Genomic DNA, 15,219 nt, shown 5'->3' with positions numbered 1-15,219 from the left:
ATATCACCCCCTAGCCCCCAGCATATCACCCCCTAGCCCTCTCAAGGGGGGACTAAATTCTTCAGATAAGAGGAATTGCCTATTTTGGGACATACATTTCCCCCTTGAGGGGGAATGAAAAGGGGGTGATAACTATTCAAACCAATGCAAAAGAAATACTCCAATAACCACTACAACAAAGACCTGAAGGCCCTTGCAAGAAATCTCCGAAAAAACCCGACAAAGGCAGAGACTGTACTATGGAGAGAATTGCTCTCTGAAAATAGAATGATGGGGTATCGTTTTCTCAGGCAGAGACCAATCGCTAATTACATTGTCGACTTCTTTTCCAAAGAATTGAAGCTGATTATTGAAGTGGATGGGTATACACATCAATTTGAAGAGGTAGTGGAAAAGGACCAAGAAAGGGAGGGAGCATTGAGATCACTTGGTTTTGAGGTATTAAGATTTGAGGATTCGGAAGTACTTAATGACATTAACAACGTTTGCCGAACAATCGAGAATTGGATTTTGGACAGGGAGGAGTCATCCCCTGACCTCCAGCGCATCACCCCCTGACCTCCAGCATATCACCCCCTAACCCCCTCAAGGGGGAAAGTTTTCGGGTTTTAGCCCCTCAAGGGGGAACTGTTACTTTGGCTCCTCGAGGGGAACTTTTTGGCTTAGCCCCTTCGCAGGGAAAATTTGATTCCCTGCAACCAGCAATTAATTTTTGAAGGTTATTCACTTCAATCAGATAAGAGGAATTGCCTACTTTGGCACATACATTTTCCCCTTGAGGGGGAATGAAAAGGGGGTGACAGACTTCTTAGTATTACCACGTAATTATGAAATCCATTAAATTCCCATTTCAACCTTACATCCTATGAGTGAGAAGCGAAAAGTAGAAGATATCCTTGCCGAGCTGGGCAAGAAAATCGATCACCTCGTGGCGGAGGCCAGGGAGGCCGACGGCAAAGTATCGGATGACATGGAGGGGCACATCGAGCGATTGAAAAAGCAGAAGGAAAAGATTGAGGAGCAGATACGGTCTTCCAATTCAGGTGAAAAGTGGCAACAAGCCCGCGAGCATCTCAATGAAGCTGCAGCTGCGATGAACAAAGCGTTCACCTCCCTTTTTAAGTAGCTAGATTCTCTCCAGCACCTTCTTGATCAGGCTATCGATGATCTTATTGGGGTCTTTGGCAAACTGCCCTTTGATACGATTGGCCATGATCGCATTCAGGCTGAGCATCTCATGGCCAAGCAGCTTGCCGAAGGCATAATACCCGGCAGTTTCCATTTCCAGATTGGTAATCCATATGTCCTCTTCGTGGAAGTATTGCATCTTTTGGATGATGTCTTTGTAGCGGATCGGGATTCGCAATTCACGACCCTGTGGTGCGTAGAATCCCGGACAAGTCACCGTATTCCCGGCGATGGTACAGTCCTTGAATTTCTCGAAGAGGGCAGTAGACCCTTTGAAGCAATAGGGAGTGTAATGCAAGTCGAGCTCCTCTCGCAGCTTCTTGATGATCCTTCGTTCCACGCCCGTATGCTTGTGTGTATAAAACTGTATGATTGTGTCCAGTCCGATGGCGTATTCGGTGGCAAGATGGCTGCCTACTTTGATGTCATCCCTGATTGTGCCTGACGTACCTATCCGTATGATCTGGAGCTTTTTTTTCCGTGGTTTGGGTTGGCGATGTACCAGGTCAATGTTAAACAGTGCATCCAACTCAGTCATCAGAATCTCCACATTGTCTGTGCCCATTCCAGAGCTTATCACAGTGATTCGCTTTCCTTTGTACTTTCCCGTATGGGTAATAAACTCCCGTTTGTTCATCTCGAAATCTACCGAATCGAAATGGCGTGAGACCCGATGGACTCTGCCCGGGTCGCCAACCACGATGATCTTGTCTGAGATGTCTTTTGGCCGGAGGCTCAGATGATACACACTCCCGTCTGGATTGAGAATGAGATCGGTCTCCGAATACGAATGAGGCATAGCCAGGTTTAGTTAGTAAGCCTCCTAAAGGTAATCAGGAAACTGGTTTGATCCGATTAATTTTTGAAAGTCTGGCCAGGAAATTAGAGTTCCTGAGAAGCGGGCTTTCTTTTCAGTCCTTTGTACGGATTGTATCCGTTCATCTTTTTCTGATAAAAGCCTGTTCCATCATACGGTCGGGTGTCAGGATTGTTCATGCATTCCTCAGAGCAACATCCCTTGAATATTTCCGCACCCTTCTCACTCATAGGGATGTGCATGTTGCAATGCGGGTTGGCGCAATTGACCATCCGATCGCATGGCTCGTCGGTCACATAGCATCTGGACACAATGCTTGGATTTACTTGGTTTACCTCCTTCACAATGCGGTTGTCAAACACGTAGCACTTACCCTCAAAGTCTTCACCGTCAGCTTCCAGTCCGTATTTGATGATGCCACCATGAAGCTGATGTACATTTTCAAACCCTTGCTCCAAGAGATAGGCGCTGGCCTTTTCGCACTTGATGCCTCCGGTGCAATAGGTGATAATTTTTTTGTCTTTATACTTCTTCAGTTCCTCAATCTTCTCAGGAAAGTCACGGAAGTTGTCGATATCCAGGGTGATGGCATTCTTGAATTTGCCGATCATATGCTCGTAATTGGAACGAACATCCAGGATGATAACATCTTCGCTTTCTTCTTTCAAAATCTTTCTGAATTCCTCAGGCTCTACATAGCCACCGGTTCGTTCGTTGGGATTGATGTGCTGCAATGAGCTGTGCACGATCTCAGGTTTTACCCGAACGTGCATTTTTTCAAATGCTGGCTGATCATTTACATCCACTTTAAATTCCGTATGGGCAAATCGGGGATCGCTGGTCACCGCATGCATGTATTTTTCGCACGCTTCTTGGGTGCCTGACACGGTTCCGTTCAGGCCTTCTTCGGCCACAATGATCCTTCCTCTGAGGTCGAGATCCAGGCAAAGTTTGTGATGTTCTTCCCTGAACTCTTCAGGGTTTTCGATCTTACTGTAGCAGTAATAGAGTAATACGTAGTGTTTTTCCATACTAACCAGGCCCTGTTTCAGCAGGGTGTTAAAATGAAATGCAAATTTAAAATTGATAATGGATAATTGTCAATTATCACTTGTTAATTGGCTGAGCCGGATTCCCAAAAACAGTCTGCCCCTTCTTCACATCTCCAACCACCACAGAGCCAGCGCCAATACGGGCGCCTTTCTCGATTTTCACCCCTGCTACCACGGTCACCCCTGACCCGATGAAAACTTCATTTTCGATTTTCACCCTGGTGTTGATGATGGATCCCGCACCAATCTGCACGAAATCACCTATTTCCACTTCTTGTTCGATAATCGCTTTCGTATTGATCACATTGTGATTGCCCATTTTGGAGTCATTGGAAAGTACAGCTCCGGCATTCACAAAATTGCCATGCCCAATGCTGAAGGAGCTTGAAACAGATGCCGACTGGTGGATAGCATTCATGGGCATTACCTTTCGGGTTTCGGTCAGGTACTCCACATACTCTTTCCGCAAGGCATTGTCGTCGGTAGCTATGAAAGCTTCACACTTCTGCCCGATCAACTTGGTGAATCCGTGATCATCCGTAGCACCTAAAACTGAAACGGTGTTGATCTCTGTGTTGTGTGTTTTTTCATCATCGTCCAGAAAGCCATAGACCACAATGTTGTTGGAGTTGAAGATTTCGAGTGCGGCTTTTGCTAGTCCTGTTGATCCGAAAATGATAACCGGTTTTTCCATGTCCCTTCGTTGTTTTGAGGGCGCAAAATTAGCGATTATTCTTCCGTTTGAGAAGTGAAGTAGTGATATGGCAGTATACTGCTGATCATAAGGAGATAGGGCATGTAAGCGTTTTTGTACCTGACCAGCGTGCCAAAGTTTGGGGTGGAAAGTGGGAGCATAATCGCAAGCAGGAATATGCAAAAACCAGCCGCCAGGATTAATGGCCAGTCTAGTACTGGTTTCTGTTTGATTATGAGTATCAGTGACATGATCATGAGCGTAGTGAGTGCCAAATTTTCTATTCTGTGAATCCACCCCCAGATAGGTGTCTTATCCAAAACCGAAGGTCTAAGCAGACCGGCTTGAAGGGCTTTTGGTAGGTTTGTGAAGATGTCTTTCCACTGATCTCCTTTCATCTCCAAATCTATCCTGTCTTCAGGATCGGATTTTTTCAAAATGGCCTGATTATTCTCATAGAGTGTCCAGGGTATTCTGTCAATTTCCAAATAGGGGTGTACAAACTGTGTGGCGATCAGTACTGAGGACAATATTGCCAGGGACAAAAGGATGCTCCATTTTTTCCCTAGTTTTCTAAAGATCTGAATAGAAATCAAAATACCTGCAAATAGCAGGAATGTGATAAACAAATAGTGCTTGATCTTAAGAAGGATCACGGAAGAAGCAAGAAGGAGTATGATCTCTAAAGGGGTTGATCGTGAGGATCTATAGAGCTTAATGATCATAGCGACCGCAATGGCGACTGCCGCAAAAGCCAGGCTGTCTTTGATAAGCCCTGATGACCAGAAGACTACCGAAGGAATGAAAAGAAAACAAAAAACAATCACCGCTTTTACTTCAGGGTATAATCTGCTAAGGATGGTCACACTATACCAGGTACCAATAAAGCTGATCAGCGAGAGATAAAGTGAAGTAATCCAATAGGAGCCACCGGATACCCACACTATGGGCCGAATGAAATGGATAAAAAACTGGGTTCTCGGTTGACCGTCCAGATTATCGCTTTGGAAACTCAGCGCACTCTCAAAAAAGGCAATAGTATCTCCCGAACCATAGTATTCGAAGAATATCAGTCCGAGCACAATTCCTGCGCACAGCTTCAGGGCGAGGGCAAGCCAATAGACCCAGGTGGGTAGCTCAGCTTTAATGAATCTGAATCCGAGGTAAGCAAGGATGCTTATACTGACGATATGTAGAAACCAATGGATCACTTAGTTAAAATTTCTACACCAATATTACACTGCAGGCACCTTCTTCGCTTGCAATAGTTGCTAAATAGCTCAATCAATGCCTGGGAGTCAAATGCCGATTTGGGTTTGATCCCTACTGATCCCCATTTTTTGGTGATTCGGTTTTTCTCCGAAGCAAGCGATTCCAGCAGCTCCACTCCTCGATTCATAAAATCCTGATTGTCTGTGTACTTGGAATAAGCGGCCAAAAGAGGAGCGACGGAGTTGATCAGCAGGTTTTCAAACGAACTGATCCCCATGGATGCGGAAGGTGTTTTCCTTGCCTTTCCAAAGTCATAATGAGTCTGCCAATAGTCACTGACTTCAACCAACAATTCTTTTTTGAGCACTTTTAAATCTTTTGTTTCTATGAGAAGTGAAAAGAGTTTTGGGTGCCGATGAAGTAGCGATGCAAGCTGCGCAATACGAACCGAAGGAAAGTTGGCAGGCCGTAGTTTTCCAAATTTCCATTGAGGCTTTACCATGGGGTCGACCAATTGAAACTTTTGTCGGAGATAGGAAAATTCTTCCTTGAGGGACTTCTGATAATCATCCTGTACTTCGTCTAAAAATCCAGCCTGGCCAAATAGTAGTGCTTCTGTTGATTTTGCACTTTGCAATGCTTTCTTCAACCTTGAAAAGGGGAGTAGCTCTGTTAGTCGAACGAAGGCTTCTTTATTGGTAGAGAATCCAAAGTTGGGAGCCAGTGTACGATAGGTCGCTTCCTCCCAGTCATTATTCGTTTTGCTCAGAATTTGTAAAATCCTTTCTGCCTTAGATGCCAGCCTATCTATCATGGTTCGATCCAGCATCCCGGAAATGGTCAGTGAATGGATACCGGGTAGTTGCGACGAACATGGAATTTCATCCACGGCATGAATGTGACGTTTGTATTTATTCAACAGTTCAAGGTCAACATTATTTTTAAGCTCGAGCGTAGGTAATGGTTGGCTATTAACCGTGATCTCTTTGTCGTGATTCCATACTACATGCAAAATGACATTGTCGTATGCAGCATCGGTTTGATGATTGTGACGAATCCAATCGGACGAGTTGATGTGAACTTCCACTTGGCCGGCCCATTCGATATCCCCAATCTTAATACGGGCTTCTTCGAAATCCGGCCCTGAGTCGTGATTGTGGCTTCCCGTGCTGAAAATGGAAATATCGTGCCCGCCTGTGGTTTGCACCGGAGCTTTTACAAATTTCTGATACTTCCAGATATAGTGGAGAAACTGCTCGTCCATAACGATTAGCCTCCTAAGATACGACGTGTGCTATAATCGCTGAAGTATTTCAGCCATTTGGAGTTGTATTTTATGCGCTTCTTCTCCGGCAGCTTTGGCAAAATTTTCTGTAGAGTCAGCATAAATAATCCCCCTGGAGGAATTGACGAGCAATCCACATTGCTTGTTCATGCCATACTTGCACACGGCATTTAGATCGCCCCCCTGTGCACCAACGCCTGGGATAAGAAGAAAATGCTCAGGCACCATTCGGCGAATGCCTATAAGTGCCTCCGGCCTGGTAGCCCCCACTACATACATGGTATTGTTGGCATTGCCCCATTCTGCACTTTTTCGAATGACCCGCTCATAAAGTTTTTCGCCATCCACACTTACGATTACATCCTGAAAATCGAGCCCTCCGGGATTACTGGTGGCTGCTAGGATAATCACCCATTTCCGGTCAAATTCCAGGAAAGGTTTTACTGAATCAGCCCCCATGTAAGGGGCGACTGTTACTGAATCGAAATCCATCGTTTCAAAGAAGGCCCTGGCATACATAGAGGATGTATTGCCAATATCAGCACGCTTTGCATCAGCGATCGTAAAAATGCCTTCCGGGATGTACGCAAGTGTCTTTTGGAGTGACTCCCAGCCTTTTGCACCTTGCGCTTCGTAGAATGCGGTGTTTGGTTTGTATGCTACTGCATATTGGTGTGTGGCATCAATGATTTGCTTGTTGAATTCGAAAATGGGATCGTCAGCAGACTTGAGATGATCGGGTATTTTTTTGATGTCGGTATCCAGTCCTACGCACAGAAAGGATTCCTTTTCTTTGATCTTTTCAAAAAGCTGTTGACGGGTCATCTGAGGGTGATTTTTTGGCTAAGTTAAGAATTTCACCTTGGACATACTTCTCCCAATATCCTTGAATTCAGATGCTGAAGTTTACGTATGATTACTGGGTTATTTAAGCTCAGGAAGCTTATCGTTTACGACTTTTCCCTTTTTTACTTCGCCATAGAAGTGAATGTCGTAAAGCTTTTCGTACTTTTTGATGGACTGGTGCAATTCCGGAATCGTTTCGCTTCTTAGTTTGATTCCTTTTCTTTCACCCTTGTGTCGGAGCTCTATGTAATATCCGTCTTTAAGTTTTACCGGAGTAGTTGCAGGTCTAGCCAAATCAATAAAATTTTATTTGTGCGTAACAATTATATAAAACAATGCTCGTGCAGAAAAGTTTCCACACGAGCAATTATATAAAAATCAAAAAAAACTTAGAATCTGTTTTGAGGCTTACCCTTTCGGGTTTGCTTTTTTTACAACGATGGTTCTGCCATCTAATTCTGTTTCGTTTAGGCTTGCGATTGCCTGTTTAGCTTCGTCATCGTTTGGCATTTCTACAAACCCGAAACCTTTCGATCTCTGAGTGTCTCTGTCCATGATAACTTTCGCGGAATCTACTGTTCCGAATTCTTCAAATGCTTGTCTTAATGCGTCTTCTGAAGTTGCATAATTAAGCTTAGCTACAAAAATGTTCATTAAAAAAAATAAAAAATTAAAACTCGCCCAGACTTGTTCTGAACGCAACAAAGGTATGCTTTTTTTGAGATTCTATACTAACGAAAGTCAATCACCTCAACATTTGGATATTTTGAGGTGTCAAAAGTGAAATAACTGTCACTAAGATTGGTAGGAGTAAAGGAGTTGATGGTGTAAATATATCTGTTGCCAGTGCGCTCAAATACAGTAAAAGATTTCAATTCATCCTTAGCATTAATCGTCATTCTAATCTTGAAATAGCTTTTTTCCCTGCTTTCCGGATCCAGTTCTATTATTCGGTCTCCGTTTGCTTCTTTGGATGCAAGTGCATATTTGAAACCATCCTTATACAAATCATACACGTTTCCAATTGTGATTTCTGATTCTTCCGGGTCGTAGGAACTGATGGTCACTTCTTTAATCTCCGGGCTGTAATTGTAAACATCTGTGCCATTATTGAAGATGCGCTGACCTGCCACATCCAGTACGTACATATCTCCTTTCACGGCAATTTGTCCTGATATGGTCTCATTCAGTCCGGCACTTTCATTGGTGAGTTGCTGGGAAAATGCCGCCTGGAATGCCTCTACTTTCTTGTATTTATTGCTCATCGCATCCAGCACCGCCAGTGCTTCGGGATCGTACTGTGCGCGAACCTGACATAACATGATAATTGAAAGGGATGCTAGTATAAGCTTTTTCATTTCTTGATTTCCTGATTCTTAATATTTGATTTCTATCTCAGACAATAACTGTTCCAAACTGTGTTCGTCAGGGATGAGTACTTCCCGGGCCTTACTGCCCTCAAATGGTCCAACGATTCCTGCAGCTTCAAGTTGATCAATGAGTCTACCTGCTCGATTATAACCCAATTTCATCTTCCGCTGGATCAATGAAGTAGAGCCTTGCTGGTGTATAACGATTAAACGAGCAGCATCTGCAAATAGTGAATCCCTGTCCGAAAGATCTACTTCTCCAATCCCGGCTTCTCCTTCTCCAACATATTCAGGGAGAAGATATGCATCGTCATAGCCGCGCTGTTCTCCGATAAATTCGCAAATACGCTCTACCTCAGGGGTGTCTACAAATGCACACTGCAAACGGGTCATATCAGATCCCATTGAGAGCAACATGTCCCCCATGCCTATCAATTGATCTGCACCTCCGGCATCCAGAATTGTTCGGGAGTCGATCTTGGAGGTAACCCTGAACGATAGCCTTGCCGGGAAGTTTGCCTTGATGATACCCGTGATCACGTTCACGGATGGACGCTGAGTGGCCACAATCAGGTGAATGCCAATCGCACGGGCAAGCTGCGCCAATCGGGCAATGGGTGTTTCTACCTCTTTTCCTGCAGTCATCATCAAATCTGCCAGCTCGTCAATGACGAGTACGATGTAAGGTAAGAACCTGTGCCCCTTGTTAGGATTCAGCTTGCGCTCAGTAAATTTCTTGTTGTATTCCTTCAGGTTTCTGCATGCCGCACTCTTCAATAGATCATACCGATTATCCATTTCGATACACAGGGAATTGAGCGTATTCACCACTTTGGACGTATCGGTGATGATGGCTTCTTCACTATCAGGCAGTTTGGCCAGGAAGTGTTTCTCCACTTTGTTAAAGAGCGTCAATTCCACCTTTTTTGGATCAACCAGCACGAGCTTGAGCTGCGATGGGTGCTTCTTGTAGAGAAGCGAGGTAAGGATGATATTCAAACCAACAGACTTACCCTGTCCGGTAGCTCCGGCCATCAGGAGGTGTGGCATCTTGCATAGGTCTGTTACAAACACCTCGTTGGAAATGGTTTTTCCGAGTACTACTGGCAAGTCCATTTTACTTTCCATGAATTTGCTGGTAGTGATCACGGAGCGTGCGTCCACCATTTCACGGTTCTTATTCGGCACCTCAATACCGATTGTTCCCCTACCTGGAATAGGAGCAATGATACGAATGCCCAATGCGGAAAGACTAAGTGCAATGTCATCTTCCAGATTTTTGATCTTAGAGATTTTTACACCGGCTTCCGGCACGATTTCATAAAGTGTTACTGTTGGGCCAATGGTTGCTTTGATACTGGAAATCCCGATTTTGAAGTTGACCAGCGTCTCGATGATCCGATCCTTGTTTTGCTCTAGCTCATCCTTGGAAACTTTCACGTCCTTTTCAGGATATTCGATAAGTAGAGATGGAGTTGGGAATTTGTATCGAGGTAGATCTAGGGTAGGGTCAAAGTTGATGGATTGCTCGGTTACTTCTTCTTCAAATTCTTTTTGCTCTACTTCAAAAGAAAGGTCCTCCAAATCTTCATTTTTGGAAATAGGGGCTTTTTCCTCTGGTGGAGGTGTGGGTTTCTCTTCTTTTTTGGCGAAGACTTTCTCCTCCACCTCTTTTGGCAAAGGCTGTTCTTCGTTTTTAAACTCCGGTAGGTCAATGGTAAACTCAGGATTCGGTTTCTCCTCTTTGTTTTCCTGCTTTGGTGGAATCTTTTTCACCACCCAGGTTTCAGTTTCATCCCGATTGGCTTCCTCGTCCTCCACCTCTCGTTTGATCTGATCAAGGACGGAAGAAATGTCCTGCTTTTTCTCTTTTTGTTTCTTTTCGGGTATTAGGGATTTTACTTGGCCCACCAGATTTTCTAAGGAAGGAAGTATTGCACTAAAGGCGGGTATTTTGGTGATGTCAAAGAAGAACATGTTGAATACCACGAAAAGAAAAATGATGAACAGGATCGCTCCCCATCCCATCAGGCTGTGGGCAATCATGGCCAGCTCATAGCCAATGCCACCACTCAGAAATCCCCACATGGAAGTCTCCTCCTGGGAAAGTAGAAAATATCCCATCACAAGGCTGAGCCAGATCAAGTAGAATACGACAAAATTGAATGTTTTGGTAATGGGTAATAGAGCTCGATACCAGATGATTTTATAAGCGATAATGAACAGGAAGGGCGGGATCAGGATCGCTGCTATACCAAACCACAGGAAGATGAAATAGTGTGCGGCGATCGCCCCGATGAGCCCAAAAGCGTTTTGCACTTCCGCTCCGGACTCCTTCACATTCGTATTGGTGTAGGCTTCTACCACACTCTGGTCTGCCTGGCCGGTGCTGAGGTAAGAAATGAAAGAAACGCCAAGAAATATGGAGATGAGTAGGAGGGTGAACCCAATAAATAAATGGAATTTTCTATCGGCGATAAAGTTAAACTTTAGCCCTGCTCGTTCTTTCTTCTCAGTCTTTTGCTTATAGGTATTCTTTGCCATAAATCGTAGCTCCAAAAATAGTGGAGTTTTCAGCGTGGATCGAGCTATTTTGAAACTATACTTCTTAATTTCTCAATGCCAATAACTTCTACCTGTGGAAAGTCGATTTTCTCTAAAATATTAAAATGTTTGTCTTCAGAAACAATATAAGCAGCAGAACTAGCAATTGCGCAATCAACAAATTTGTTGTCGTCTGGATCATTTTTCATCAACTCCCATTGGAAAAATTTTGTAACTAATTCAGTATTTGGAGCACTTTTTACTACCCTAATGACCGACTTGGCAATATCCCTATTCATAAGTTTAGTAATAATTTCTTCGTATTCAAGCATGATTTCCAATGTAACACATAGGGTTATTTTCTCATGAAGGAATAGGTCAAATATCCAACGATATTTGGATTTCGGGGATACAGACACAACCAGAACATTGGTGTCCAATACTATTTTCATAATACCTTTTAGGAGGGTTGATTTAACCAATCATCCATTGTTTGGTCCGATACGTCATTTTCCTTCCAAAACTGATCTATTTGTTTATCAGCTTTTTCAGCCAGGTATTTTACTATTCTACGCTTTATTTCAAGGATGTCCTCATTTTTAAGATCCCTATCAAGCAATGCGAGAATGTCTAGTTGAGCCCTTGATAAAGTTGTATTCATAATATTTCAAAGGTAATTGATTTTCAAAAGTTCCTTATTTATCCGTTTGATAAGAGCCGGACCTTCATAAACCAGGCCGGTGTAGATCTGTACCAGATTGGCACCAGCCTGGATTTTTTCCACAGCGTCTTGTGCGGAGTGAATGCCACCCACAGCGATCATATGAACTGTGGGATGATGCCTTCTTATATATTTTAGCACTTCATTGGATTTATCAAAAACAGGCTTCCCGCTTAGTCCACCAGCTCCAATGGCCTCAACACTTTGTTTTGAAGTTTTCAATCCTGATCTATCAATCGTAGTGTTGGATACAATAAGCCCGTCCAGATTTAAAGTTTTGGTGATTTCAATGATATCGTTAAGTTGGGACTCGGTGAGATCAGGCGCGATTTTGAGCAGGATGGGTTTTTGTGCTTTTTTCTTTTTGTTCGCTTCTTGAAGTACTTTCAGCAGCTTCATCAATGGCTCTTTTTCCTGAAGCTCTCTTAATCCCGGCGTATTGGGGGAGCTGACATTTACCACGAAGTAATCCACATAGTCGTACAGTTTTTCAAAGCAAATCAGATAGTCATCCAAGGCATCTTCATTGGGAGTAACCTTATTCTTCCCAATATTTCCACCAACGAGGATGTTGGATTTTCTCCTTTTCAATCGCTTCACCGCTTCGTCTACGCCATCATTGTTAAAGCCCATCCGGTTGATCAGAGCTTCGTCTTGTGGAAGCCTAAATAGTCGTGGCTGTGGATTACCGGGCTGTCCCTTTGGTGTGAGTGTGCCAATTTCGATGAATCCAAAGCCTAGATTCGAAAAATCATCGATCAGCTCAGCGTTTTTATCAAACCCGGCCGCCAGACCAACAGGATTTTTAAATTTCAATCCGAACACTTCTCGCTCTAGTCGTTGGTCTTGAAAATTGAACAACCCGCGAACTAGTGCTTTTCCGAATGGAAGCTTCAAGACAATATGCAGAAGTCTCGTGGTGATTTTGTGAGCTTTTTCGGGATTGAAGAGAAAGAGAATGGGCTTAATGAGTTTGTACATCAGCTTCTTGGATGAAATTGCGTAATAACCTGTTTTAGATAATCCCGATCCAGGTGGGTGTAGATTTCAGTGGTTGTGATGGATTCGTGTCCCAGCATTTCCTGCACCGCCCGCAAATCTGCTCCTCCTTCAATCAGGTGAGTTGCAAAGCTATGACGAAATGTGTGGGGACTGATGCTTTTCTTCAAACCGATTTTGGCAGCCAGATCTTTGATTACCATAAACACCATCACCCGGCTGATTGACTTTCCTCTTTTGGTCACAAACAAGTGATCTTCAAACCCGGTTTTAACGTCAATATGCACTCGGACTTCATCACGGAAAATCTTTATCTGCTTCAGGGCAGACCGGCCAATTGGCACCAACCGCTCCTTGCTTCCTTTTCCGATCACCCTGAGGAAACCTATATCCTCGTGGATGTTGCTGATCTTGAGGTTGATGAGTTCGGAAACACGAAGACCGGAGCTATAAAGAGTTTCCAGCATCGCTCGATTTCGCTGGCCTTCGGGTGTTGACATGTCAATAGCATTGAAGAGATCTTCGATCTCAGGCAGATCGAGTGTGTCGGGCAGTTTTCTTCCCAGCCTGGGCGCTTCCAGCAGTTCAGAAGGGTCTTTGGTAATAACTTCTTCGTAAACCAGAAACCGAAAGAAGGCTTTGAGCCCAGAGACCATCCGGGCCTGCGTATAGGCCGACATTCCCAGCTCGTTGATGAATTCTAAAAAGTCAATCAAGTCCTGCTGAACCACTTTGGTTGGGGATACTTCTCGCTGCTTTATGTCAAAAAATTGCTGCAGCTTGGCTATATCGGACAGATAGGCATCCACCGAATTTTTGGCCAGTGATCGTTCCAGCTTCAGGTAACTTTTGAATTGTTTGGTGTAGGTGGCCCACATTAGTTATTCGTGGATTGGTTAATTAGTAAATTAGCAGGAAAGCGCAATCATCTGGTCACTAATCTACTAAATGTGAAAATACTGATTCTAAACGGACCCAATCTAAACCTACTTGGTAAACGAGAGCCGGAGATTTACGGCAGCCAATCCTTTGAGGAGTTTTTTGAGGAATTAAGAAAGCGGTTTCCCGATCTTGATTTGGAGTATTTCCAATCCAATCATGAGGGTGCCCTGATTGATAAATTGCATGAAGTTGGCTTTAGCTATGATGGGATTGTATTTAATCCCGGGGCGTATACACACACAAGCATTGCCTTGAGCGATGCGATAGTCGGAATAGAAACACCAGTGTTTGAGGTGCACATTTCCAACCTTGCAGAACGAGAAGATTTCCGACAGATCAGCCATGTGAAAGATGTGTGTATTGGCTCGATCAATGGAATGGGATTGGAGGGGTATGCTGTGGCGATTGAGGAGCTGAAGAAAAATCCCCCTTTGAAGGGGGGTGGGTAGATTGTGTGATGGCAGGGGGATGTTTTTTGGTCGAACTTCTTATCTTTCCTCTAAATACACCGCCATGACAGACGTTCAGAAACAAAAAATCCTTCACTTCTTCAATGTGCTGGATCATAATGGAAATGGAGTTTTAGAGCACTCAGACTTTGAGCAGGTAGGGGACCATATCAGTGATATCATCGGGCACAGTGCCAATTCGCGTGAAAGGCTCTTGCTTCGACTAAAAGCACATGGCTTGTTTATTCAGATTTTGAAAGACATTGATAAAGATGAGGCGGAGCTATCTCCGGCAGAATGGGTTCGATTTTTTGAGGAGGCAGTGCTTTCAAAACCAAATGATTATGTCAATCAATCTTCTACGTATCTATTCTCTTTGTTTGATCAAGATGGCGATGGACACATTGATGAGCGTGAATACCTTGATATGTTTAAGGCCTACGGTTTGTATATGTCCGTAGCGAAAAAGGCTTTTGACATGCTGGACATTAATGGAGACGGACGCATCAGTGGAGGAGAGCTAGTAAAAGCGTTTGAGGACTACTTCCTGTCACCGGATGAAAAAGCGCCGGGCAACTGGATTTTTGGGGATTGGAGGAATTCATAAATCCTTCCTAAAGACCATCAACCTGTTTACCTCTTCAAATCCTACTGCCTTGTGAAATTCAATACTCGTTTGGTTGGGTAGCTCTGCATCGGACGCCATCTCTTTGCATCCTCTTTTTTTGCCCCATTCTTCGGCGGCATCTACCAGTTTTTGTGCTACTCCTATTTTGCGATAACCCGGATCGACATAGATGCCTTCCATATAAAGCACAGGGGATGTGGATGTACCCTCCACAAATTCAGACCTTAGTGAGAGCTGAATGAACCCCATATAAATCCCGTTCTTCTTAGCGATAAAAGCGGTCTCTGTTTCGGAATTCAAAATCTTGAGACCGTTTTGAAACTCTTCTTTGTAGTCGCATTGCGGCCAGAGGTAGAGAATAAGCTGGGCTAGATCAGAAACATTGTCTTTGGAAATCTCTTCAATGGTCATGGCTTTTTGGGGTGGTGTCTTTGTATTTACTATGAAAGGTACATTTTGGTTTTCTGAGAAT

19 protein-coding genes are annotated in these 15,219 nt (G+C 43.9%); 4 read left to right on the top strand and 15 right to left on the bottom strand.

Annotation, left to right across the window (positions count from 1 at the left end):
* Positions 1-144: 144 nt before the first annotated feature.
* A complete protein-coding gene (locus tag RLN88_RS08735; protein WP_350221010.1) occupies positions 145-558 on the top strand; it encodes an endonuclease domain-containing protein in 414 nt (137 codons plus the stop codon).
* A 307-nt stretch (positions 559-865) separates the two neighbouring features.
* Positions 866-1,126, top strand: a complete 261-nt coding sequence (locus tag RLN88_RS08730) for a hypothetical protein (RefSeq protein WP_350221009.1) — start codon at positions 866-868, stop codon at positions 1,124-1,126.
* On the opposite strand, the gene RLN88_RS08725 is transcribed toward RLN88_RS08730, so the two are convergent.
* From RLN88_RS08725 to xerD, 14 genes are all read right to left on the bottom strand, one after another.
* The gene (locus RLN88_RS08725) at positions 1,127-1,987 is read right to left on the bottom strand and encodes a nucleoside phosphorylase (protein ID WP_350221008.1); all 861 of its coding nucleotides are present in this window, start codon (positions 1,985-1,987) and stop codon (positions 1,127-1,129) included.
* Positions 1,988-2,070: 83 nt separating this feature from the next.
* Entirely contained in the window at positions 2,071-3,036 is a 966-nt protein-coding gene (gene trhO, locus RLN88_RS08720; RefSeq protein WP_350221007.1) for an oxygen-dependent tRNA uridine(34) hydroxylase TrhO, read from the bottom strand.
* Between the two features lie 76 nt (positions 3,037-3,112).
* Entirely contained in the window at positions 3,113-3,751 is a 639-nt protein-coding gene (locus RLN88_RS08715; RefSeq protein ID WP_350221006.1) for a NeuD/PglB/VioB family sugar acetyltransferase, read from the bottom strand.
* A 35-nt stretch (positions 3,752-3,786) separates the two neighbouring features.
* The gene (locus tag RLN88_RS08710; RefSeq protein ID WP_350221005.1) at positions 3,787-4,962 is read right to left on the bottom strand and encodes a hypothetical protein; all 1,176 of its coding nucleotides are present in this window, start codon (positions 4,960-4,962) and stop codon (positions 3,787-3,789) included.
* Entirely contained in the window at positions 4,959-6,227 is a 1,269-nt protein-coding gene (locus RLN88_RS08705) for a DUF2851 family protein (RefSeq protein ID WP_350221004.1), read from the bottom strand. The genes RLN88_RS08710 and RLN88_RS08705 overlap by 4 nt, the downstream gene beginning before the upstream one ends.
* 30 nt (positions 6,228-6,257) lie before the next feature.
* Positions 6,258-7,073 (bottom strand): orotidine-5'-phosphate decarboxylase, encoded by an 816-nt coding sequence (gene pyrF / locus RLN88_RS08700; RefSeq protein ID WP_350221003.1) that lies wholly within the window; start codon positions 7,071-7,073, stop codon positions 6,258-6,260.
* 99 nt (positions 7,074-7,172) lie between these two features.
* Positions 7,173-7,388 carry a hypothetical protein gene (locus tag RLN88_RS08695; RefSeq protein ID WP_350221002.1) on the bottom strand — a complete coding sequence of 72 codons (216 nt, stop codon included), beginning with the start codon at positions 7,386-7,388 and terminating at the stop codon, positions 7,173-7,175.
* 114 nt (positions 7,389-7,502) lie between these two features.
* A complete protein-coding gene (gene rbp / locus RLN88_RS08690) occupies positions 7,503-7,799 on the bottom strand; it encodes an RNA-binding regulator (RefSeq protein WP_350221001.1) in 297 nt (98 codons plus the stop codon).
* Between the two features lie 26 nt (positions 7,800-7,825).
* Positions 7,826-8,452: an outer membrane lipoprotein periplasmic chaperone LolA1 gene (lolA1, locus tag RLN88_RS08685; RefSeq protein ID WP_350221000.1), complete on the bottom strand. Its 627-nt coding sequence runs from the start codon at positions 8,450-8,452 to the stop codon at positions 7,826-7,828.
* Positions 8,453-8,470: 18 nt separating this feature from the next.
* Positions 8,471-11,008: an FtsK/SpoIIIE family DNA translocase gene (locus RLN88_RS08680; protein WP_350220999.1), complete on the bottom strand. Its 2,538-nt coding sequence runs from the start codon at positions 11,006-11,008 to the stop codon at positions 8,471-8,473.
* Between the two features lie 44 nt (positions 11,009-11,052).
* Positions 11,053-11,460, bottom strand: coding sequence for a putative toxin-antitoxin system toxin component, PIN family (locus RLN88_RS08675; RefSeq protein WP_350220998.1), 408 nt, complete (start codon positions 11,458-11,460; stop codon positions 11,053-11,055).
* 8 nt (positions 11,461-11,468) lie between these two features.
* Positions 11,469-11,669 carry a DUF8507 family protein gene (locus tag RLN88_RS08670; RefSeq protein WP_350220997.1) on the bottom strand — a complete coding sequence of 67 codons (201 nt, stop codon included), beginning with the start codon at positions 11,667-11,669 and terminating at the stop codon, positions 11,469-11,471.
* 6 nt (positions 11,670-11,675) lie between these two features.
* Positions 11,676-12,710 carry a quinone-dependent dihydroorotate dehydrogenase gene (locus RLN88_RS08665; RefSeq protein ID WP_350220996.1) on the bottom strand — a complete coding sequence of 345 codons (1,035 nt, stop codon included), beginning with the start codon at positions 12,708-12,710 and terminating at the stop codon, positions 11,676-11,678.
* Entirely contained in the window at positions 12,710-13,606 is an 897-nt protein-coding gene (gene xerD, locus RLN88_RS08660) for a site-specific tyrosine recombinase XerD (RefSeq protein ID WP_350220995.1), read from the bottom strand. Before xerD ends, RLN88_RS08665 begins: the two co-directional genes overlap by 1 nt.
* 72 nt (positions 13,607-13,678) lie before the next feature.
* On the opposite strand from xerD, the gene aroQ reads away from it, so the two are divergent.
* Together aroQ and RLN88_RS08650 are read left to right on the top strand one after the other, a co-directional pair.
* Positions 13,679-14,119, top strand: a complete 441-nt coding sequence (gene aroQ / locus RLN88_RS08655; protein WP_350220994.1) for a type II 3-dehydroquinate dehydratase — start codon at positions 13,679-13,681, stop codon at positions 14,117-14,119.
* A gap of 64 nt (positions 14,120-14,183) precedes the next feature.
* Positions 14,184-14,726 carry an EF-hand domain-containing protein gene (locus RLN88_RS08650; RefSeq protein WP_350220993.1) on the top strand — a complete coding sequence of 181 codons (543 nt, stop codon included), beginning with the start codon at positions 14,184-14,186 and terminating at the stop codon, positions 14,724-14,726.
* On the opposite strand, the gene aac(6') is transcribed toward RLN88_RS08650, so the two are convergent.
* Positions 14,721-15,158 (bottom strand): aminoglycoside 6'-N-acetyltransferase, encoded by a 438-nt coding sequence (aac(6'), locus tag RLN88_RS08645; RefSeq protein WP_350220992.1) that lies wholly within the window; start codon positions 15,156-15,158, stop codon positions 14,721-14,723. The genes RLN88_RS08650 and aac(6') overlap by 6 nt on opposite strands.
* Positions 15,159-15,219 lie beyond the last annotated feature (61 nt).

The sequence above is a fragment of the Ekhidna sp. genome, from assembly GCF_040223195.1.
In the GTDB taxonomy this organism is placed as follows: Bacteria; Bacteroidota; Bacteroidia; order Cytophagales; family Cyclobacteriaceae; genus Ekhidna.
Note: the sequence above shows the minus strand (reverse complement) of the source record. Positions and strands in the feature narration are given on the sequence as shown.